Annotated in this window: 20 protein-coding genes; 15 read left to right on the top strand and 5 right to left on the bottom strand. The window is 69.2% G+C overall.

The genetic code is table 11. The features are described from left to right. Nucleotides 1-519: 519 nt before the first annotated feature. Complete coding sequence (locus ACFTS5_RS04085; protein WP_378627226.1) at nt 520-1557, top strand: alpha/beta hydrolase; 1038 nt, start codon at nt 520-522, stop codon at nt 1555-1557. After that, on the top strand, nt 1554-2984 hold the full coding sequence (locus ACFTS5_RS04080) for a wax ester/triacylglycerol synthase family O-acyltransferase (protein ID WP_378627224.1): 1431 nt from the start codon (nt 1554-1556) through the stop codon (nt 2982-2984). Before ACFTS5_RS04085 ends, ACFTS5_RS04080 begins: the two co-directional genes overlap by 4 nt. A gap of 94 nt (nt 2985-3078) precedes the next feature. On the opposite strand, the gene ACFTS5_RS04075 is transcribed toward ACFTS5_RS04080, so the two are convergent. Further along, nucleotides 3079-3777 (bottom strand): hypothetical protein, encoded by a 699-nt coding sequence (locus ACFTS5_RS04075; protein WP_378627223.1) that lies wholly within the window; start codon nt 3775-3777, stop codon nt 3079-3081. Between the two features lie 110 nt (nt 3778-3887). Between ACFTS5_RS04075 and ACFTS5_RS04070 the strand changes: the two genes are divergently transcribed. From ACFTS5_RS04070 to ACFTS5_RS04015, 12 genes are all read left to right on the top strand, one after another. Next, nucleotides 3888-4934, top strand: a complete 1047-nt coding sequence (locus ACFTS5_RS04070; RefSeq protein ID WP_378627222.1) for a FecCD family ABC transporter permease — start codon at nt 3888-3890, stop codon at nt 4932-4934. Next, complete coding sequence (locus tag ACFTS5_RS04065; RefSeq protein ID WP_378627220.1) at nt 4931-6091, top strand: FecCD family ABC transporter permease; 1161 nt, start codon at nt 4931-4933, stop codon at nt 6089-6091. The genes ACFTS5_RS04070 and ACFTS5_RS04065 overlap by 4 nt, the downstream gene beginning before the upstream one ends. Beyond that, nucleotides 6088-6912, top strand: coding sequence for an ABC transporter ATP-binding protein (locus ACFTS5_RS04060; RefSeq protein ID WP_378627219.1), 825 nt, complete (start codon nt 6088-6090; stop codon nt 6910-6912). The genes ACFTS5_RS04065 and ACFTS5_RS04060 overlap by 4 nt, the downstream gene beginning before the upstream one ends. Before the next feature lie 62 nt (nt 6913-6974). Next, the gene (locus ACFTS5_RS04055; RefSeq protein WP_279537543.1) at nt 6975-7364 is read left to right on the top strand and encodes a BlaI/MecI/CopY family transcriptional regulator; all 390 of its coding nucleotides are present in this window, start codon (nt 6975-6977) and stop codon (nt 7362-7364) included. Between the two features lie 64 nt (nt 7365-7428). Continuing rightward, nucleotides 7429-8367, top strand: a complete 939-nt coding sequence (locus ACFTS5_RS04050; RefSeq protein ID WP_378627217.1) for a M56 family metallopeptidase — start codon at nt 7429-7431, stop codon at nt 8365-8367. A gap of 255 nt (nt 8368-8622) precedes the next feature. After that, nucleotides 8623-10074, top strand: coding sequence for a DEAD/DEAH box helicase (locus ACFTS5_RS04045; RefSeq protein WP_378627216.1), 1452 nt, complete (start codon nt 8623-8625; stop codon nt 10072-10074). 119 nt (nt 10075-10193) lie between these two features. Further along, nucleotides 10194-11054, top strand: coding sequence for a DMT family transporter (locus ACFTS5_RS04040; RefSeq protein WP_378627214.1), 861 nt, complete (start codon nt 10194-10196; stop codon nt 11052-11054). Nucleotides 11055-11105: 51 nt separating this feature from the next. Then, on the top strand, nt 11106-12542 hold the full coding sequence (locus ACFTS5_RS04035; RefSeq protein ID WP_378627213.1) for a GuaB1 family IMP dehydrogenase-related protein: 1437 nt from the start codon (nt 11106-11108) through the stop codon (nt 12540-12542). Nucleotides 12543-12825: 283 nt separating this feature from the next. Continuing rightward, complete coding sequence (locus ACFTS5_RS04030; protein WP_378627211.1) at nt 12826-14181, top strand: hemolysin family protein; 1356 nt, start codon at nt 12826-12828, stop codon at nt 14179-14181. Further along, the gene (locus ACFTS5_RS04025; RefSeq protein WP_378627210.1) at nt 14174-15238 is read left to right on the top strand and encodes a hemolysin family protein; all 1065 of its coding nucleotides are present in this window, start codon (nt 14174-14176) and stop codon (nt 15236-15238) included. Before ACFTS5_RS04030 ends, ACFTS5_RS04025 begins: the two co-directional genes overlap by 8 nt. 144 nt (nt 15239-15382) lie before the next feature. Continuing rightward, nucleotides 15383-15748: an ArsR/SmtB family transcription factor gene (locus ACFTS5_RS04020; RefSeq protein WP_378627209.1), complete on the top strand. Its 366-nt coding sequence runs from the start codon at nt 15383-15385 to the stop codon at nt 15746-15748. Beyond that, a complete protein-coding gene (locus ACFTS5_RS04015) occupies nt 15745-16269 on the top strand; it encodes an SRPBCC family protein (protein ID WP_378627208.1) in 525 nt (174 codons plus the stop codon). Before ACFTS5_RS04020 ends, ACFTS5_RS04015 begins: the two co-directional genes overlap by 4 nt. Before the next feature lie 12 nt (nt 16270-16281). On the opposite strand, the gene ACFTS5_RS04010 is transcribed toward ACFTS5_RS04015, so the two are convergent. From ACFTS5_RS04010 to ACFTS5_RS04000, 3 genes are read right to left on the bottom strand one after another with little or no spacing between them, the layout of a single operon-like run. Next, nucleotides 16282-16950, bottom strand: coding sequence for a TetR/AcrR family transcriptional regulator (locus ACFTS5_RS04010; RefSeq protein WP_378627207.1), 669 nt, complete (start codon nt 16948-16950; stop codon nt 16282-16284). Between the two features lie 42 nt (nt 16951-16992). Continuing rightward, nucleotides 16993-18102: a hypothetical protein gene (locus ACFTS5_RS04005; protein ID WP_378627206.1), complete on the bottom strand. Its 1110-nt coding sequence runs from the start codon at nt 18100-18102 to the stop codon at nt 16993-16995. Then, complete coding sequence (locus tag ACFTS5_RS04000) at nt 18099-18950, bottom strand: SDR family oxidoreductase (RefSeq protein ID WP_378627205.1); 852 nt, start codon at nt 18948-18950, stop codon at nt 18099-18101. Before ACFTS5_RS04000 ends, ACFTS5_RS04005 begins: the two co-directional genes overlap by 4 nt. Nucleotides 18951-19058: 108 nt before the next feature. Here ACFTS5_RS04000 and ACFTS5_RS03995 point away from each other — a divergent pair, with 108 nt between their 5' ends. Next, nucleotides 19059-20033: an alpha/beta hydrolase gene (locus tag ACFTS5_RS03995; RefSeq protein ID WP_378627204.1), complete on the top strand. Its 975-nt coding sequence runs from the start codon at nt 19059-19061 to the stop codon at nt 20031-20033. A 23-nt stretch (nt 20034-20056) separates the two neighbouring features. On the opposite strand, the gene ACFTS5_RS03990 is transcribed toward ACFTS5_RS03995, so the two are convergent. Then, the gene (locus tag ACFTS5_RS03990; protein WP_378627203.1) at nt 20057-21694 is read right to left on the bottom strand and encodes an FAD-binding protein; all 1638 of its coding nucleotides are present in this window, start codon (nt 21692-21694) and stop codon (nt 20057-20059) included. Between the last annotated feature and the right edge of the window lie 33 nt (nt 21695-21727).

Below are 21727 nucleotides of genomic sequence, written 5' to 3'. Positions count from 1 at the left end.
CAGCCTGAGTGGCGGCACGCCCCTCGGCGGCGCATAGCCACCGAGCGGGCAATCGCCGTCGATTCCCGACATCATCGCAGCGGTTTATCCGGCTGTGATCAGACCTTTCACCCGAGCAAGGAGATTCACGATGGGTTCATTGACCGAGATCATGATGGCCGCGATCGCCGGACTGGGTTCCGCGGCCGAAGGCGACGGCCTGCTCGCCGCCTTCCTGGGTTCGGTAGAAGCCTTCTTCCCGTAAACCCGGGCCGCATCGGCACTTCGGCTCGTTCACCGAGCCTGATCCACCTCATCACCAGGAGTTAGACATGGGTTCCCTCTACGAACTGATGCAGACCGGCGCCGGCAGCCTCAGCGACGCGGCTCTGCCCTTCATCCAGGCGCTGATCAGCGTGAGCGGTGGCACGCCCACCCCGGGCAAGTAGATCCAGCGCAGGTAGTTCAGCGCGGTACGGGGTCGGCCACGGTGTGGCCGGCCCCGCTTCCGCCCCGAGAAGTCAGCAGGCTCGCAACACCATGAAGAACGAAATGCTCCGCGCGATCATGTCGGCCGTCTGCGTCCTGGCTGTGGCCTCGACGCCCCTGTTCGTCGACCGCGCGCAGGCTTCGGCCGCGCCCGGCGCGCGCCTGATGAGCCAGACGCAGTCCGGCCAGGTCGCCGACATCAGCGTCTACTCCCCCGCCATGGATCGCACGATCGCCCTGCGGGTGCTCCGGCCGGTCGACACTTCGACCCCGGCACCGACGCTGTATCTGCTGAACGGCGCGGGCGGCGGCGAGGATTCGGCCAACTGGCCCGGTCAGACCGATGCCGGTGGGTTCTTCGCGGACAAACACGTCAACGTCGTCATCCCGATGGAAGGCGCGTTCAGCTATTACACCGACTGGCAGCGACCCGACGCCGGCCTGGCGAAGAACCTCGAGAACAACGGCAACAACATGTGGACGACGTTCCTCACCCGGGAGCTGCCGCCCGTGATCGACGCCGCCTTCGGCACCAACGGCGTCAACTCCCTCGCCGGTATCTCGATGGCGGGAACCTCGGTCCTCGATCTCGCGATCCAGGCGCCCGACCTGTACCGCAGCGTCTCCGCGTACAGCGGGTGCGCGATGACCAGCGATCCGATCGGCCGCGCCTTCGTCTCCCTCGTCGTGCGGATGGGCGGCGGCAACACCGAGAACATGTGGGGTCCCGAGACCGACGCCGCCTGGCGCGAGCACGATCCCTACGTGCAAGCCCATCGTTTGCCGAATATCCCGATCTATATCTCGGCGGGCACCGGATTGCCGGGACCACACGACACGTTGTCGAATCCGCGCGTACACATCAACGGAAAGAATCCGACTTCGATTCTCACGAATCAAATGCTCGTCGGCGGTGGCATCGAAGCCGCGACGGCGTATTGCACCGCGAATCTGGCGCAGCGCACCCGAGAACTCGGCCGCACGAATATCACCTACAACATCCGACCGACCGGTACCCACTCGTGGGGCTACTGGGAGGACGACCTGCACGCCTCCTGGCCGATGATGGCGACAGCACTGGGCATATGAGCGCCGAACTCCGGGTGGGCTCCCGGCGACTGAGTCCGCGCGACGCGGTGTTCGTCTACGACGAAACCGACCGGCACCTGTCGAACATCGTCGCGGTCTACTTCGCCGACGCGTCGGGCCACGCCCCGCTGACGATCGAGCAGGTACTGGACTGGGCGCGCGCGAGGATCGGGCACGCGGAACTGTTCCACCGGCGCTTGCGGCGCGTCCCGATGGACCTCGACCTGCCGTACTGGGAGCCCGACCCGACCCTGTCGGTGCGCGACCACGTCAGCCTGGAGGTCGCGGCTTCGTGGGACGACGCCCGCGCACGGATCGCCGAGATCACCTCCGCCCGGATGGATCTGACACGACCACCGTGGGAGATCCATGTACTGGACCGGGTCGACGGCGTACCGGCGATGCCGGGCACGACCACCGTCGTGGCGCTGAAGTTCCACCACAGCGCCGGCGACGGCGTGGCGACCCGGGCACTCGAGGGGCGGCTGTTCGGCACGGAACCCGCGCCCGCGATCCAGCTCGACGAGGCGCGGCCGCTGACCACCGCCGTGCGCACCGCGGGCGCGCTCGCGGCGGCGCCGGTGCGCTTCGTCGCCGGTCTGCGCCGGGCGCGGAAGGCGCAGGACGAGCTGCGGGCCCTGATCGATGCGGGTACCGTCCACGATCCCGTCGCCGAGCGCCCGGCCACCCGGTTCAACCGGGACATCCACGCGGAGCTCACCTTTCACCTGTCACCGATTCCGATGCCGGAGGTACTCGCCGCCAAAACCGCGGCGCCCCACCGGGTCACGATCAACGACCTGATGCTCACCGCGATCTCCGGCGCACTGGCCGCCTACCTCGCCGAACACGACGAAACGCCCGACGGCGCGCTGGCCGCCATGGTGCCGATGTCGATGCGCGGTGTCGCCGAATGGGATTCGGCGAATCAGCTCAGCCAGATGATCGTCGACCTGCACACCGACATCGTCGACCCGATCGAGCGGCTGACCGCGATTCAGCGGTCGGCGAGCCGCGCCAAACAGCGCACCGCCGACCCGGTGGTGCAACGCACCGACCGGCGGGTGCAGACCGCACCCGCGCTCCTGCTGCGCGCCGCCGGATGGGCAAGGGCGCAAAGGCGTTTCGACGACACGGCGACAGTGCCGTTGTGCAACACCACGATCAGCAATGTGCCGCCGGTGACCGACACGCTGGTCTTCTGCGGCAGGCCGGTTCGCCGCGCGGTCGGGTCACTGCCCATCCTCGACGGCGACGGCCTGCGTCACCTGATCACCTCGCAGGGTGACGAGATCGTCATCGCGGTCACGACGAACGCCACGATGATGCCGGACCCGGAGCATTACGGCGAGTTGATTCTCGCCTCGTTCCGCACACTTGCCGCCGCCCTGCACGCCCTCGGGAAAGTGGCGCCTACCAGCGCGTGAGCGGCGGCCGCCCGACCGAGCCCGCATACGCGATCACCGAATTCGCGCGGCGGATACCGGCATGAGATCCTGGTGATCAACCGTCCAGATCTGGCTAGCGCTGCAGGCAGCTGCTGCGGCGCACCGGGAGGCCGCGTTCCTCGAAGGCGCCGAGCAGGAGCTGGCCACGGCGCGCGCCCGCGGAGACATCGGCGCGTGCCAGATCGGGGACGTAGGTCGCCGCGCCGATGATGGATTCGCCCACGAGGGTCCAGAACCGGCGAGCGGGCAGACCGGAGCAGCGAGTGAGGACCGATTGGAGCGGGATCAGCGACGACGCGCAGCGCTGGGCGAGCCAGACCGCCATGGCGGCTTCGCAGGGGAAGGCGACCGCACCCGGCTCGGAATCGCAGTCGACGACGCGAATCGTGGTGTCGGACAAGCCTGCCCAGTCGATGCCGCCGTCGTTGTCGTGGTGGATCCACAGGTTGTCGCGGCCGGGATCCCATGCCTGCGCGTCCATCACGAACAGTGCCGTGACGCGGCCCGCCACGGCGTGGATGAGCGCGGTGGCCACTACTTCGGCGGCGATCTCGTCGTTGATCATCTCCGCGGCGTGACGCCGGTACATCAGCTCGACGCGGCCCTCGGACAGCCCGTTGGGCACATGCCACCATCGCCGTTTGCCCTGCCCGCTCATCGCCGCGACGGCATACACGCGCGGATGCTCGGGTTGCAGCGCTTGCAACCTGGCACAGGCACGGTCGAACGCGGCGGTGGTGCGGGAAGTGGCGGTGGTGACGGGCTCGGACATCGAACCTCCTCGAACGTTGGTTCCCGTGACGATGATGTCTCGGAACATAGGTTAGGCTTACCAGACTTCACAAGTCGTGTCCGGTTTCGAGGCAGGAGAAGTTCGTCGCCGTGATCCACCCTGGCACCGTCAGACGTCGTCGTCTGACCGGGCTTCTGCTGCTCGTTGTCTTGCTCACCGTGGCGGTGGTGGCGAGCATTGCCATCGGCACCCGCTCGCTCACACCCACCACGGTGTTCGACGCCGTCACACACGCTTTCGGCTGCGACGGCGGCCCGTTCCGATGCCCGGCCCGCTCCACCGCCGAGGAAATCGTGCGTGAGCTGCGTCTGCCGCGCACCGCATTGGCCCTGGTCGCCGGAGTGGCGTTGGGCGTCGCGGGCGCGCTCATCCAGGGGTATACCCGGAATCCGCTCGCTGATGCCGGATTGTTAGGACTGAATGCGGGCGCGGGCTTTCTGGCCGCGCTGAGCATCTTCCTGTTCGGGTTCACCGCGCCCGCGCAGTACATCTGGTTCGCCTTCGCCGGGTCGGCGATCGCGGGGGTGATCGTGTTCGGGGTCTCCTCGATCGGTGGGGGCAAGGCGAGTCCGTTGAGCCTGATCCTGGCCGGCGCCGCGGTCACCGCCTTCCTCCAGGCGATGACCAACGCGATCATCGTGCTCGACAACGCGGCGCTCGACACCTATCGGTTCTGGGTGGTCGGCAACGTGGCCGGGCGCGAAGCGGAAGTGTTCTGGCAGGTTCTGCCGTTCCTGGTGGTCGGCGTCGGCATGGCCATGGCCGCGGCCCCCAGCCTGAATCTGCTGAGCCTCGGTGACGATGTCGCCCGCGGACTCGGCGTCGACGTCACCCGGGCGCGGGCCTTCGGCCTGCTCGCAGTGGTGCTGCTCAGCGGCGGGGCGACCGCGGCGATCGGGCCGATCGCGTTTCTGGGCCTGGTGGTTCCGCACATGGCCCGGACCATCACCGGACCGGACAACAAGTGGCTGATCCCCTACTCCGGGCTACTCGGCGGGTTGCTGCTGCTCGTCGCCGACACCGCCGGGCGGGTGATCGCCCGCCCCGGTGAACTCCAGGTCGGGGTGATGTTGGCCGCGATCGGCGCGCCGTTCTTCATCGCGTTGGTGCGTCGGAAGAAGTTGGTGGCGCTGTGAGTGGAGTCGAGATGGGCAAAGCCGCCGACCAGGTTGCCGCCGAACCCCCGAACGCCGACCGAGCGGATCGCGCAGTGACCGAGCTGCGCCGGGTGCGTCCCGCGCTGCGGGTCGGGCCGGTGTCGCTGGTGCTGCGGCCGGTCGTGTTCGGCGTCGTCGTGGCACTGGCGGTCGCGGTGTTCGCACTGTTCTGCCTGGACATCGCCGTCGGCGATACCCATATCCCCCTGGGACGCGTACTCGACGTGCTCGGCGGCGGCGGTACCAGATCCCAGCGCTTCATCATCATCGAATCGCGCTTGCCGCGTGCGCTGACGGCCGTGGTCGTCGGCGCCGCGCTCGGATTGTCGGGCGCGCTGATGCAGTCGATCCTGCACAACCCACTGGCCGGGCCGGACGTCCTCGGCATCACCACCGGCGCCAGTGTCGGCGCTGTCGCGGTGCTGGTCGGCAGCGGTGGTGCGACAACCGGGCTGGTCGCGACCGTCGGAGCCCCGATCGCCGCGCTGACCGGCGGCCTGTTGACCGCGGTCGTCATCTATCTCCTGGCGTGGGGTCGCGGGGGCGGCGGCGAACGTGGTGTCACCGGGTTCCGGCTCGTCCTGATCGGCATCGGCGTGAACGCGGTCCTGATGTCGGTGATCAGCTGGCTGCTCACCCGTGCCAGCCTGACCGATGCCGCCCGTGCCCAGCTCTGGCTCACCGGTTCGCTCAACGGAGCCGACATGTCGAGAGTGGTGCCGGCCGTCGTCGCGCTGTCCGTGGTGACCGTGGTGTCGCTGGTGTCGGCGCGCACGCTGGCCGCGCTGCGCCTCGGCGAGGACTCGACCCGGGTGCTCGGTGTGCGGATCCAGTCGCAGCAGGCGCTGCTCATCGGCGCGTCGGTGGTGGCGGCCTCGGTGGCGACCGCGGCTGTCGGGCCGGTCGGATTCGTCGCCCTCGCCGCACCGCAGATCGCGAGAATGGCGCTGCGGACCGCAGGCGAGCCGCTGATCGCCTCGGCGCTGACCGGTGCCGCACTGGTCGCCGGGGCCGATGTCATCTCGCGCGCGCTCCTGCCCGTCGACCTGCCGGTCGGTATCGTCACCGCCGCGCTCGGTGGACCGTTCCTGCTCTACCTGCTCGTCCGCATGAATCGGAAGGCCACGCTCTCATGACCAGCCCCGCTCATCGCCTCTCCGCCGACGCCGTCTCCCTCGGCTACGGCGAGCGGGTGATCGTCGACGAGCTCAGCCTCGACATCGCGCCCGGCGTGGTCACCACGGTCATCGGCCCCAACGGCTGCGGCAAGTCGACCCTGCTGAAATCGCTGGGCAGGCTGCTGCGCCCCAGCGCGGGACAGGTCGTACTCGACGGCAAGGCCATCTCGTCGATGAAGACCAAGGACGTGGCCAGGGTGATCGGCATGCTGCCGCAGACTCCGGTCGCGCCCGAAGGGCTCACCGTCGCCGATCTGGTCGCGCGGGGACGTCATCCGCATCAGTCCTGGTTGCGGCAGTGGTCGGCCGACGACGAGACCGAGGTCGCGGCCGCGCTGGCCCAGACCGGTATCGCCGACCTGGCCGACCGGACCCTCGACGAGCTCTCCGGCGGCCAGCGCCAGCGCGCCTGGATCTCCATGGCTCTGGCCCAGGGCACCGACATCCTGCTCCTCGACGAGCCGACCACCTACCTCGATCTCGCGCACTCGCTGGAAGTGCTCGACCTCGTCGACCGGCTGCACGCCGAGTTCGGGCGCACGGTGGTGATGGTGCTGCACGATCTCAACCTCGCCATCCGCTACAGCGACGAGCTCGTGGTGATGCGCGCGGGCGCGATCGTGGCGCGGGGCAAACCGGCCGACATCGTCACTGCCGAGCTGCTCGCCGAGGTCTTCGGGCTCGAGGCCACCGTTTTGACAGATCCGGTCTCGGGGCGGCCGATGATCGTCCCGATCGGGACCCGGCACGTGCACGGCGCGGTCGGGTATGACGAATGACACACAGCAAACACCCCGTTACGACAATCTGTAGTACGCATGTTTGTCGTTGAGGCCGTAAAATCGGTGGGATGGCAGGTCTCGGCGAACTCGAAAAAGCGGTCATGGACCAGTTGTGGTCGGCCGATGAGCCACTGACGGTGCGGCAGGTCCACGAAGCGCTGGCCGCGCGGCGCGAGCTCGCGTACACCACGGTGATGACGGTGCTCCAACGACTGGCGAAGAAGGACCTGGTGGTTCAGCGACGCGACGATCGCGCGCATCGATACGCACCGGTTCACAGCCGCGACGAATTGGTCGCGAGCCTGATGGTCGACGCCTTGCAACAGGCCGACGCCGCAGGTAGTCGCGCCGCGGCGCTGGTGCACTTCGTGGAGCAAGTGGGCAAAGACGAGGCGGATGCGCTGCGCGAAGCACTCGCCAAGCTCGAATCCGACGAAAACAGCGGCTAGACTCCCTGGCGGCTCTCACAATGGAGTGAGCGCCCCTGGCCCCACAACGCAGTGAGCAGAGTCGATGAACGCAACCGCGGCAGTCTTTGCTGGTCTCGCCTTGCTTCTCGCAGGGCCGGTACCAGCGCTGCTCAGTCGCGCTACCTGGGTGCACCGCAGCCCGCGCGCGGCGCTGGTGTTGTGGCAGGCGATCGCGCTGGCCGCTGTGCTCAGCGCCTTCGGATCCGGGCTGGCCATCGCCAGCCTGCTGCTCGTCCCCGGCCCCGACGGTAGGCCCACCACCTCGCCCACCCAGGAGATCGACGCGCTCGGTCTGCCGCTGTGGACGCTGTATGTGCTGGTCTTCGCCCTGACCCTGATGGTCGGCGCCCGGCTGATGTTCTCGATCGTGCGCGTCGGTGTGCACACCCGGCGCCGCCGCTCCCGTCATCGCATGCTCGTCGACCTGCTCGATCAGGGCGGCCCGGTGCGTCGCGCCGCCGACATCCGCGTGCTGGCCGCCACCGAACCCATCGCCTACTGCCTGCCCGGCCTTCGCCAGCGGGTCGTGATCAGCGAAGGCACGCTGACCAGCCTCGACGACTCCGAGGTGACCGCCATCGTGAGCCACGAACGCTCACACCTGCGCGCACGCCACGATCTGGTGCTCGAGGCGTTCACCGCCGTCCACGAGGCCTTTCCCCGGGTTGTCCGCAGCAAGGCCGCGCTCGGCCAGGTGAAACTGCTGATCGAACTGCTCGCCGACGACTCCGCAGTGAAGGTCACCGGGCCCAAGCCGCTGGCCCGCGCCCTGATCGCCTGCGCCAAATCCACCGCACCGCAGGGGGCACTCGCCGCGGGCGGACCGAGCACCCTGATCCGCATCCAGCGGCTCGCGAGCACCACCGGAGACGTGAGAGTCGCCACCGCCGCCTACCTCGGCTCGGCCGCGATTCTGGTCGTGCCGACCCTGGCCGTCGCGGTGCCATGGCTGCAGGAGCTCAACCGGCTCTTCCACGGCTGACCTGGCGATCCGCCGCCAGCTTCTCCCAGCGCGCGCGGCGCGGTGACCGCACCACCGCTGCCCGATTCGCGGCGGCACAGACCTTGCCACAACCACTTCGCTGACCAGCCTGTTTACCCAACCGAGCCCGAACACGCCTATCCTGGGAGACCGGTCCTTCCTGCTGGGCCGCACCCCGCTCACGCCGAGGCGCGTATTCGGGTAATCGGCGCCGATCATCGTTCGGCGCGATTCGCAGCCCAACGAAAGGCCACCTTGACCAACTCTGCCGTGCCCAACGAACCGACCTTCGCCGAACTCGGCCTGCCCGTCGAACTGGTGCAGACCCTGCGCAACGCGGGCATCGACAAGCCCTTCCCCATCCAGGCCGCCACGATCGGCGACGCCCTCTCCGGGCGTGACGTGCTCGGTCGCGGCCCGACCGGCTCGGGCAAGACCCTCGCCTTCGGCCTGCCGATGCTGACCCGCCTGGCCCAGGGATCCCCCTCCAAGCCCGGTCGCCCGCGCGGCCTCGTGCTGGTGCCGACCCGCGAACTCGCGACCCAGATCGAAAAGGCCCTCGAAGAGGCCGCCCGCTCGCTGGGCCTGCGCGTGGCCTCCGTCGTCGGTGGCGCACCGATCAAGCGTCAGGCCGACCGCCTCGCCCGCGGTGTCGACCTGCTCATCGCGACCCCCGGTCGCCTCGACGACCTGATCAAGCAGCGCGCCGCCGACCTGTCGGACGTGACGATCACCGCGCTCGACGAGGCCGACCACATGGCCGACATGGGCTTCCTGCCCCAGGTCACCCGGCTGCTCGACCGCACCCCCAAGCAGGGTCAGCGTCTGCTGTTCTCGGCCACCCTCGACGGTGACGTGGACAAGCTCGTCAAGCGCTACATGCACAACCCGGTGACCCACTCGACCGCGCCCGCCGAGGCCTCGGTGAGCACCATGACCCACCACCTGCTCTACGTGCGCGACAAGAACATCAAGCGCACCGTGGCCACCGAGATCGCCGCGCGTGAGGGTCTGACCATCATGTTCGTGCGTACCAAGCACGGCGCCGACCGCCTGGCCAAGCAGCTGCGCGGCGCCGGCGTCGACGCGGGCTCGCTGCACGGCGGCAAGGCCCAGAACAACCGCGTCCGCACCCTGGCGGCCTTCGCCGACGGGTCGGTGCCGGTGCTGGTCACCACCGACGTCGCCGCGCGCGGAATCCACATCGACGGTGTCTCGCTGGTCGTGCACTTCGACCCGCCCGCCGAGCACAAGGCCTACCTGCACCGCGCCGGCCGCACCGCGCGCGCCGGTGAGGACGGTGTCGTGGTCACCCTCGTCACCGACGAGGAGCGTAAGGACGTCGCCGCGATGACCCGCAAGGCGGGCGTGCGCACCGACGGTGTCGACGTGCGCCCCGGCGACCGGAACCTGGTGGAGATCACCGGCGCCCGCAAGCCCAGTGGGATCGCACTGGCCGCGCCGGTCGCCCCCGCGCAGCCCACCCGCGCGGCGAACGGCGGCGGGCGTACTCGTCGTCCGCGCACCGGTGGCGCTCCGGCCGCCGAAGCGGGCCGTGGTGGCGCACCGCGCCGCGAGCGTCCGGCGCACGAGCCGCGCACGCGCTCCGGTGGACACGCCCGCACGGGCGACACGCCGACGAATTCTCGTCGTCGCGCCGCGCGTCCGGCCGCCCCCGCCGCGCACCGCAACCGCACGGCAAACTGAATCAACGCGTGGCCGAACCGATTACGGTTCGGCCACGCGTCTGTTTCCAGGTACCCGAACCCCGCGACTCTCATTCGTAGATCAGCGCCGACGAGCGCCGGATCCCGCACACTGAGCCCGTGACGAACCACGAGATCGCCACCATCGTGTACGCGCTGATCGCGGCCATGTTGATCGCGCTGGGCGCCGTAGCGCAGCAGCGGGCGGCCGCGGCAGTGCCCGAAGGCACGTCCCTGCTCGGCGGCCTGCTCCGCAGCCCACGCTGGTGGTCCGGAATCGTCGGCGACACCGGTGGTTACGCGATGCAAGTTCTCGCGCTGGCATTCGGCGCGGTGCTGGTGGTGCAACCGATTCTGGTGAGCGCCTTGGTCTTCGCGCTGCCGCTGTCCGCACGGCTGAACGGGCAGCGGATCACCGCGCGCGCCGCCACGACCGCGCTGATCCTCGTCGCGGCGCTCGCGCTGTTCCTGATCGTGGGCGATCCGACAGCGGGCGAGGACACGGCGCCCTTCCGGGAATGGTTGGTGCCCTTGGCGATTCTGCTCGGCGTCGTCGTGGCCGCGGCCGTCGCCGGGCTGACGATCAGCAGCCGGTCGGGACAGGCGCTCGCTCTCGGTCTCGCCGGTGGCGCCCTGTTCGGGACGGCGGCCGCACTCACCGATCGCGTGGTCACCCTGTTCGGTGACGGGATCGGCGCGGTGCTCGGCGGGTGGCAGACCTGGACGCTGGTGGCCGCGGGCCTGCTCGGCGTGTACCTGCAGCAGCGCGCGTTCCAGGCCGGACCGCTGTCGGCCTCACTCCCCGCGGCGACCATCGCCGAACCCCTGGCCGCCGCGTTCCTCGGCCTCACCGCTCTCGACGAGCACCTGCGCACCAGCGGTCCCGGACTCGTCGTCGTCGGAGTCTGTGTCGTCGTGATGTGCGCGGCGACCGTGGCCCTATGCCACACCAGAGCGGTCACCGCCGAGCCCACGCGCTGACACGGCGCGGGATTTGCCCGCCGCTGGGCTCACAGGGCTACTATCAATCAAGTGCGATTTCTTCCGGGACCCCAGCCGCCGTATGACCTGACCTACGACGACCTCTTCCTGGTCCCGAACCGGACCGATGTCGCGTCCCGGTTCGATGTGGACCTGGCCAGCGTCGACGGGACCGGTACCACCATCCCCCTCGTGGTCGCGAACATGACCGCGGTCGCGGGCAAACGGATGGCCGAGACTGTCGCTCGCCGCGGTGGCATCGTGGTGCTCCCCCAGGATCTGCCGATCCCCGCGGCCGCCGACACCATCGCGTTCGTGAAGAGCCGCTCGCTCACCGCCGACACCCCGGTCACCCTCGACCCCGATCGTTCGGTGTCCGACGCGGTGGCGCTGATGCACAAGCGCGCGCACGGGGCCGTCGTGGTCGTCGAGGACGGCAAGCCGGTCGGCGTCGTCACCGAGGCCGCCTGCGCCGATGTGGACCGGTTCGCGCGCCTGCGCGAGGTCGCGTTCACCGACTTCGTCCAGGTGGCCGTCGAGGCGTCCCCGCGCGATATCTTCGACCGCCTCGCCGAGGCCCACGCCCAGCTCGCGGTGCTCACCCACCCCGACGGCACCCTCGCGGGCGTGATGACCCGCACCGGCACGGTCCGCGCGGGCATCTACACCCCCGCGGTCGACGCGAACGGCAAGCTGCGCGTCGCCGCCGCCGTCGGCATCAACGGCGACGTGGCCGCCAAGGCGAAGGCCCTGGCCGAGGCGGGCGCCGATGTGCTCGTCCTCGACACCGCGCACGGCCACCAGACCAAAATGCTCGAATCTTTGCGCACCGTCGCCGATCTCGGCCTCGGCCTGCCCCTGGTCGCGGGCAATGTGGTTTCCGCCGAGGGCACCCGCGATCTGGCCGAGGCGGGCGCGACCATCATCAAGGTCGGTGTCGGCCCCGGCGCCATGTGCACCACCCGCATGATGACCGGCGTCGGTCGCCCGCAGTTCTCCGCCGTGGCCGAATGTGCCGCCGCGGCAAAGGAACTCGGCGTGCACGTGTGGGCCGACGGAGGCGTCCGGCACCCCCGCGACGTGGCACTGGCGCTGGCCGCGGGCGCATCGAACGTGATGATCGGTTCCTGGTTCGCCGGCACCTACGAGTCCCCCGGCGACCTGCGCATCGACCGCGACGGCAACAAGTACAAGGAGAGCTTCGGCATGGCGTCCAAGCGTGCTGTCGCCGCCCGCACCGCCGCCGACAGCAGCTTCGACCGCGCCCGCAAGGCACTGTTCGAAGAGGGTATCTCCAGCTCGCGGATGCGTCTGGATCCCGAGCGTCCCGGCGTCGAGGATCTCATCGACCACATCTGCTCGGGTGTGCGCAGCTCGTGCACCTACGCCGGTGCCCGGTCGCTGCCGGAATTCCACGACAAGGCCGTGCTCGGCGTGCAGTCCGCCGCCGGCTTCGCCGAAGGCAGGCCGCTTCCCAGCGGCTGGTGAACCGCGCCCGCGGCGGCCGATCGAACCCTTCGATCGGCCGCCGTCGGCGGGCGGAGCCGCGCCGCTGACACATCATGAGTGGGCACGGATTACTATGGAGTTGCCGATCACGGCACATGCTCGACTCCCGCCTCGAAAGGATCCAGTTGTCACCCGCGTCCAAGGGCGCCACACAGGAGGGCTCCTCTACGGAGCCGGGTGACAAACCCGGCGTCCTCCTTTCCGCAGCGTCCGTTCGATCCCCCGGTTTCCCTACCGCGCCCCCACTCGGGTGGTGCTGAGGATGTCCATCGTTCTGACCGTGCTCAGCCTGCTCGGCTTCGTCGCACTCACCCTCGGAACGGCGCTGTTCGTCGCCGCCGAGTTCTCCCTCACCGCACTGGAACGCAGCACCGTCGAAGCGGCCGCTCGGGAAGGTGACACCCAGTCACGCCTGGTGAAACAGGCCCATCACACTCTGTCGTTCCAGCTCTCCGGCGCCCAGCTCGGCATCACCATCACGACGCTGATCACCGGCTACATCGCCGAACCCGTCCTGGCCCGGCTGCTCGATCCGCTGCTGGACGGCATCGGCTTGAGCGAAAACGCCGCGCACGGCGTCGCCTTGGCGCTGGCCCTGATCATCGCGACCTCGCTGTCGATGATCTACGGCGAGCTGGTGCCCAAGAACATCGCGATCGCCGAGCCGATGAAGGTCGCCCGGCTCACCGCGGGCCCGATGATCGGCTTCTCGGCCCTGTTCAAGTGGCTCATCCGTTTTCTCAACGGCGCCGCCAACTGGGTGGTCCGCAGGCTCGGCATCGAACCCGCCGAGGAACTGCGCTCGGCTCGCTCGCCCCAGGAACTCGGTTCGCTGGTGCGCACCTCCGCCATGCGTGGCGCGATGGATCAGCGCACCGCGCAGGTGATGGACCGCTCGCTGGAATTCGGTGAGCGCAGCGCCGAGGACCTGATGACACCGCGCGTGAAGGTCGAATCGCTGGACCGCCACGACACCATCGCCGACCTCATCGCCGCCGCCGCGCGCACCGGCTACTCCCGATTCCCGGTGGTCGACGGCGACCTCGACAACACCCTCGGCGTGGTGCACGTCAAGCAGGCGTTCACCCACCCGGGTGAACTGCGCAAGCAGATCCAGCTCAGCGACCTCGCCGTCGCGGTGCCGATCGTGCCCGCCAGCCTGGACGGCGACGAAGTCCTCGAGCGCGTCCGCGCCGACGGCATGCAGGTGGCCCTGGTCGTCGACGAATACGGCGGCACCGCGGGCATGGTGACCATGGAGGACCTGATCGAGGAGATCCTCGGCGACGTGCGCGACGAGCACGACGAGGAGGAGCGCGATGTGCGCCGGGTCTCCGACGGCTGGGACTGCTCGGGCCTGATGCGCATCGACGAGGTGTCGCGCGCGACCGGCTACGACGCGCCCGAGGGCGAATACGAAACCCTCGGTGGTCTGGTACTGGCCCAGCTCGGCCGTATCCCGGTGACCGGTGACGAAGTGGTGCTGCCCGCGTCCCGCGGTTCCGGGGGCGGCTGGATCGCCCGGGTGGAACGGATGGACGGACGGCGCATCGACCGGGTGCGGTTGATCCCCGTCGACGCGGCCAACCTCTCGGCACGGGAGAACGCTCATGGGTGACCTGTTCGGAATCTTGCTGACCGTCGTCCTGCTGGCGGGCAACGCGTTCTTCGTCGCCGCCGAGTTCGCCCTCATCTCCGCCCGCCGCGATCGGCTGGAAGCCCTTGTCGCCCAAGGCAAGAAGAAGGCCCAGACGGTGATCGAGGCGGGCGAGAACCTGTCGATCATGCTCGCCGCGGCTCAGCTCGGCATCACCATCTGCTCGATCCTGCTCGGCCGCGTCGGCGAGCCCGCGATCGCGCACCTGATCGAGCGCCCGTTCGAACTGCTCGGCCTGCCCGATCAGTTGCTGCACCCGGTGGGCTTCGCGCTCGCGCTGACGGTGGTGGTGATCCTGCACATCCTGCTCGGCGAGATGGTGCCGAAGAACATCGCCCTGGCCGGTCCGGAACGCTCGGCACTGCTGCTGGTGCCGATCCACCTGATGTGGTTGCGGATCGCCCGGCCGCTGATCGCGCTGTACAACCTGGCCGCGAACATGACGCTGCGGATGATGCGGATCGAGCCGAAGGACGAACTCGACGCCACGGTCTCGACGGTGGAGCTGGCCGAGATGATCGGCGAATCCCGCTCCGAGGGGCTGCTCGACGAAGAGGAACACCGCAGGCTCACCCAGGCTCTCGGCACGTCCGACCAGGTCGTCGGCGATGTGATGGTGCCGCTGGCCCAAGCCAGATCGGTGCCGCTGATCGGGAACGGGACCACCCTGGGCGAGGTCGAGGCAGCGGTGTCCGAGACCGGTTTCTCGCGCTACCCGGTCGCCGCCTCCGACGGCTCCCTGGTGGGTTACCTGCACATCAAGGACGTCCTCGACGAGGTCGCCGACGACAACGCGGGCCCGGACACCGTCATCCCGCGCACCGACATCCGCCCGCTGCCCACGGTGAGCACCGGAACTCCGCTGTACGAGGCGCTGGCCCGGTTGCGCCGCACCAGTAGCCATCTGGGACGGGTGGTCGACAGCCGTGGCAACACCGTCGGCGTGGTCGCCCTGGAGGACCTGATCGAAGAGTTCGTCGGCACCGTGCGCGACGGAACCCACCGCCTCGCCGAATAGGCCGCCCCGGCAACCGATCTCCGCCTCGCCGCGGACAGATCACGACAACGGCCCGACCAACCGGTCGGGCCGTTGTCGTGTGCCGAGACCACCACCAGCGGTCCACTCTTGACAATTAGTAACTAGTCGGTTACCAATTGAGAGGTGGACGTGTTCGAGGCCCTGGCCGACTCCGTGCGGCGCGATCTGCTCGAGCGGCTCGCCTGCGCACCGGCCAGGGTCGTCGATCTCGCCGCGGAATACCCCATCAGCAGACCGGCGATCAGCAAACATCTCCGGATACTCGCCGACGCGGGCCTGGTCTGCGCCGAACCGCACGGCCGCGAACGCCACTATCGCCTCGCCCCCGCAGGGCTCGCGCCGTTGCACGACTATCTGGAAAAGCTGCGACCGGCCCGGCCGCCGATTCCGGAGCACGCGCTCGACGGTCTCGATCTCGAAGTCCGCCGCACCACCCGGGATCGCCGAGCCACGACCAGCACCGATAGCGACAAGGAGCAGACCGCATGACCATCCCCACCGCGACCGGACACCGCCGCGACCTCGCCGACGGCATCTACTGCGAATGGACCCGAACCTTCCGCGCGCCGATCGAGGACGTCTGGGCCGCCGTCACCGAGCCGCAGCGGCTCGCCCGCTGGCTCGGCACCTGGACCGGCGACCCGACGTCGGGTGAAGTGAAGTTCCAGATGACCTTCGAGGGCGAGATGCCCCCCGAGCGATTCCGGATCGACGAATGCGATGCCCCGCACCGGCTGCGGGTCACCACGTCGATGCCCTACGACGGGGAGAATCCCGAACACTGGCAGCTGCGCCTGGACCTCGCCGAGGAAGGCGGCGTCACCACCCTGGTCTTCGCCCAGAACGTGCCCGATCCCACCATGGCGGAGAACGTCGGGCCGGGCTGGGACTACTACCTGGACCGCCTGGTCGCCGCCGAGACCGACCGCGACCCGGCCACGGTGACCTTCGAGGACTACTACCCCGCATTGTCCGAGCACTACCGCAAGGAATTCGGGCGCGCCGGCTGATCGCCGACTCGGCTACACCGGTTCGCCGGGTCGGCGATCCAGGGTCCCGAGTCCGTGGATCAGAATACTCACGGCGACGTCGATCAGTTCGTCGAGCGGCAAGGGTGCGTCGGCCAGCGTCCAGTCCACCATCAGCTCGGTCATCCCGCCGGCGAACAGCATCGCCGCGATCGCCAAGCGATCGGTGGCGGGAACATGGAAGTAGGCGTCGGCGAAACCGGCGATCAGCTGGGCGAATTCGTGCATGACCGCGCGCCGGTGCACCTCGAGCTCCGCGCTGACTCCGACGACCTCGATGAAGATGACCCGGGCGCGGCGCGGGTCCGCGGCCACGGTCCGAACGAACGCGTCGACACTGGCGTGGGCCTGGGGAGCCAGATCGGGTTCGGCCCCCGCGAGCGCCGCCAAGGTCGCGGCGCGGACCTGGTCGATCTGACCGTCGTAGACCGCGCGCAGCAGTGCCTCACGATGAGTGAAGGACTCGTAGAAGTACCGCTCGGTCAACCCCGCGCGGTCGCAGATCTTCTTCACCGACGACGCCGGATAGCCGATGGTGCCGAACAGTTCCAGGCCGGCCTCGAGGAGCGCGTCTCGACGCTCAGCGCTTCGACTCGCCTTGTCCCGCCCACCGTAGCGGCGCGACGGAGCTCGGTTCCCGGACGGAGCGTCGGTCTCGGTCACTGTCCTCCCGCATCCGGCTACCTGATCTAGAAGGTCTCCATCCTAGTCATCAGCCCGAGGTGGGATCGCGATCGTCCCGTAGTCGAGTCCGCCGTGGGTGAAAGTCGGCACGACCGGCCACTGCCGCTTCCAGTTCGCGCATTCCGAGGAGGGAACGACTTGCAGCCAGCGCGGATCGCGCGGTGACCGGGAAGCCATGGTCTTCTCCTTGACCATGGAATCGTACTGATCCAGCGAGTCTTCGAGAGTGTTCGCGTTGAGGACGACTTCGCGGCCGTAGAACTGCGCCTGCTGCCGGACCCCGGGAATCCTGGACAGTTCCGGTTGCCAGCTGTCGGCGGCCATCCCGTTCTCCGAGGACACCCACACACCGTCGGGCGTGTTCACGCACAGCGAGTGGTTCCCGTCGGTGTGCCCGGGTGTCCACAGCAGGCTCACCCCGACACCCAACTCGACGTCACCGTCGAGGACCTGCAGTCGCTCGGCGGGGACGCCGTCCATACCGCCGTCGACGTACCAGGCCCATTGCATCGGGTGCACCGATTCCAGCGTGTCGAGTTCGGTGCGCTGCACCAGCATCCGCGCGTTCGGGAACAGCGGGTCACGGGGCCCGGACTCACCGTCGATCGGCTCGTCGCTGCCCATGATCATGCGGATGTCCTGCACGTGCAGGTGGTCGAAGCTGACGTAGTCGACATCCTCGTTGCGCAGGCCCAGTCGGGGCAGCACCGCCTCGGGATCGTTGTAGTACTTGACGAACAGCGACTCCGCGCGCAGCGTGCGCGAGAGCTTCTGCAGTTTCGCGTAGAACGGGGCCTTGCCCGATCCGGCCGCGACGGTGGGCTCCCAGACCAGCGTTCGGAGCGCGCCGTCGAATCCTTCGAATTGGACCACGAACATCCGATTGATGATCGAGATCATCGGGTTGGGGCCGATCGAATAGCCCTGGAAGGCGAATCGCTGCGGATACGGGGCGGCGGCGATGTCGAAGCTCTTGACCGCACGCACCTGCCCCTGCCGGAGGAACCGCTCGCGGTAGCGGAGGGCGCCTTCGCGCACCGCCTCGAGCCGGTCGCCGCGCGGCCACACGTCGTGGACACCGGCGAACTCCGGTATCGGCCGAATATCGCCGAGCGCGTCGGTTGTGGTCATTTCAGGGTTCCTGTCGTCGGCGTGGGTGGAGGTTCGGTGGGGCCACAGACCTTGTGTTCGTAGTCGGCCCGGCTCGATGAATCATGAACAGCGGCAACCTGATCCGGGACCATGCCGAACAGGACACGGTCGCGCAGGGCGGCCGGGAGGACGTTCACCGCGCGCAGCAGCGGTCCGAGGTAGCGGGGCACTGTCACCTCGAATCGAGGGTGTTCGATCGTCCGGGCAACGGCGCGGGCAACGTCGGCGGGCTGGAGCAGTGCCACCGCGCCGGTGGCGGTGCCGGTCGCCAATTCGGTGTCCACCACGGTCGGCATGATCACCGAGAGTGCGACCCCGCTGCCGCGCAGTTCAGCGCGGACCCCGCTCAGGTAGCCGAAGACGGCGTGCTTGGTCGCGGCGTAGGAGGACTCACCGGGCGGGGCGAGCTTCGACGCGGCGGAGGCCACGGTGATGATGTGCCCGGCGCCTCGCGCGCGCATGGCCGGTGCGGCGAGGGTCACCCCGTTGATCACGCCGTGGACGTTCACGTCGAACTGCCGTCGCCGCGCCGCTTCGGGTTCCCGATCGAACCGGCCCACCCACATCACCCCGGCGTTGTTGACGAGCACATCGAGCGGTCCCCACTCCTGCTCGACGGTGGCGAGGAACGTCGCGAACGAATCCCGGTCGGCGACATCGACGCCGAAGCCCCGCACCCGCGCCCCCAGTTCGGTGGCGGTGGCGTGTGCCGCCGATTCGTCGATGTCGCCGATCGCGACGCGCGCACCCGCGCGGGCGAGCCGCGCGGCGATCTCCCTCCCGATCCCACGCGCACCGCCGGTCACCGCGATGACCTGCCCTTTCATTGACTGTCCCAGTTTTGACATGAAGTCATGTCAACAAAGTACAGGACTGTCGGGCGTTTTGACATGAGTTCTTGTCAGTTGCCCTGTTGTCCGAGCATGATGCACGGCATGGATCGAAATCTCGTCGCGACACCGTCGCGCGCCAGCCGAATCGTGGCGGCGGTCATGCTGCTCACCGTGCGCCGACTGGGCTCACGGCTCCCCGCCACTCGCACAGGCGTCCGTATCGGACGCGCGGCAATGCACGGGTTGCGCCTGGTCATGCCGTCCTGGACGGTGGCGCGTTTTCCCGTCCACGAACACGCGGACACCGAATTCGCGGTCCGCGGCGAGTGGGTGAACGCAGTACCCGAGCCGCGGGAGCCGGTCGTCTACTACCTGCACGGCAGTGCGTACTTCTCCTGTTCGCCGGGCACCCACCGCGGCCTGGTCGGGCGGGTGGGTCACGCGAGTGGGCGCCCCGTGTTCGCCGCGCGGTACCGGCTCGCGCCCGAGAACCCGTTTCCCGCGGCACACGAGGACGCGCTACGTGGCTACCTCTGGCTACTCGCCCGCGGGCATCGACCCGTCGACATCGTCGTCGCCGGAGACTCCGCGGGCGGGCACCTGGCACTGGCCCTCGCCGGTGAGCTGGCCCGGCGGGGGCTTCCACAACCGTCCGGGCTGGTGCTGTTCTCGCCGGTGGCCGACCTCACCTTCGGGCTGGCCGCGACGAAGGAATCGGCGGTGCGCGACCCGTACGCCTCGGCCACCACCGCCAACCGGCTGATCGGCATGTACGTGGCGGGGGCAGACCTGACCGATCCCCGCCTGGACGTCGCGGCCGGGATCGTCCCCGGCTTTCCGCCGATGCTCATCCAGGTCGGCGGGCTCGAGGTCTTGCAGGCCGACGCCGAACACCTCGCGGCGACCGCCCGCCGTGTCGGCGTGCGCTGTGACCTGCAGATCTGGCCCGGCCAGGTGCACGTCTTCCAGGCCGGTTATCTGGCCGTCCCCGAAGCGGTCGCCGCCTTGGCCGAGGTCAGCGCGTTCGTCACCGAGATCGATCGAGCGAGCGGCCCGCCGGATCGGATGCCCGCATGATCAGCCGGCGTCTGCGAGGGTCCTCACCGAGGTAGCAGCGGCTGGGCGCTGTGGGTGCCCGCCCGCCGCCCCGAGAAGATGCAGTCGGCCAGCGACAGGCCACTGATGTAGGAGTTCGAACAGACGCCGACCGCCGCGCGCCCCGCGGCGAAGAGTCCCGGCACGACTCCCCCGCTCTCGAGGCGAACAGCGCCGGTGGCCTCGTCCACCAGCAGGCCGCCGAGAGTGAGCATCGGCATCGGGTAGGTGAGCCGCGCCTTGAACGAGATATCCAGCAGGGCGAACGGTCCGGTGCGCAACGGGCGGCGGAGGTCGTCGGGCTTGCCCAGCGGATCGGGGCGGTTGTCCTCGATGGCGCGGTTGTGCGCGTCGAGGGTCGCGCGCAGTGCGGACGGGTCGATCCCGGCCCGTGCGGCCACCTCCTCGACGGTGTTCCCCGTGACGCGCCCGATCCGCAGCAAACGCTCGGTCTGCATTCGCTGGAACCACACCGACTGTGCGCCGATCTGGCCGCGAGCTTCGGCCTCCAGCTCCGCGTCGACGAGCAGCCACGCGCGATGACCTGGGCTGGTGGCGATGGCCGCGCCGAGAGCCGCGCCGTAGCGGGACTCGTCGATCATGCGCTCGCCCAGGGCATTCACCGCGATCGCTCCGAAGAACGCGCTGGGCGGCGCGATGAACCGCCAGGTCGACAGCGCGTCCATCTTGCCGCTCGCCGCGCCGATGTCGAGCGCCATGGTGATGCCGCTGCCGTCGTCACCAGCGCTCCCCAGCGGCAGTCCCTGCGACCACGGATACGCGGGGGCGTGCCGTGCGACCATCTCCCCGTTCGCGATGAACCCGCCCGTGGTGAGCACCACGCCGGATCTCGCCTGGATCCGGACCGGCACACCGTATCTGCGCTCGATCCGGGCCAGCAGCCTTTCCACCGCCCGGCGCAAACCCTGGTGATACACACCGGGTTTCGCCGAGATCCGGGCGAGCGCGGCGAATCGGCGCCGTACCGCCGCGGGTGCGTCGGCGATCGTGAGCGCCTCGATGCCCGTCACGCGCCCGTCCTCGACAACGAGCCGAGCCGCCCTGGTGCCGGTCCGGACGCGAACGCCGTGCTCGGACGCCGACGCCGCCAGCGGCCCGAACAGTGCCTTGCCCGAGACGCCGGGGCCGTGCGTGCGGTGACCGCGTTGACGCGGTTTCGCGAGATCCCGGTAACCGCCGGAGTTTTCGCTGCCCGAGTAGTACAGGTAGTAGTCATCGGTCGGATAGGACGTCTTGTACGGGCACACCGAGGGCTGGAAGGGCACGCCGTGCCCGGTCAGCCAGTCGATCATCGCCGGGGACTCTTCGCAGAATCGGCGCAGCGTCGCGGCGCTCACGGCGTCACCGACCTCGGCCTGCAGGTACGCGAGCATGGTGTCGACGTCGTCGTCGATGCCCGCGTCGCGTTGCACCCAGGTGCCGCCGCCCGCGTACACGATGCCACCCGACAGCGCCGTAGCGCCGCCACCCAGATACCGGTCGACGGCCAGCACCTCGGCGCCGGATTCCCGCGCGGCCAGCGCGGCGGCCGCTCCCGCTCCGCCGTATCCGACGACCACGACATCGGCTGCGTCATCCCAGGCCCGCACTTGTCCACCCTTCCGAGCACGGGCCGACCGCATCGTCGCCCGATCAGCCGAACTATAACGTGTTCT

It is taken from the genome of Nocardia sp. NPDC056952, from assembly GCF_042674185.1.
In the GTDB taxonomy this organism is placed as follows: domain Bacteria; phylum Actinomycetota; class Actinomycetes; order Mycobacteriales; family Mycobacteriaceae; genus Nocardia.
The sequence above is the reverse complement of the archived record's forward strand: the minus strand, read 5'-3'. Positions and strand labels throughout refer to the sequence as shown.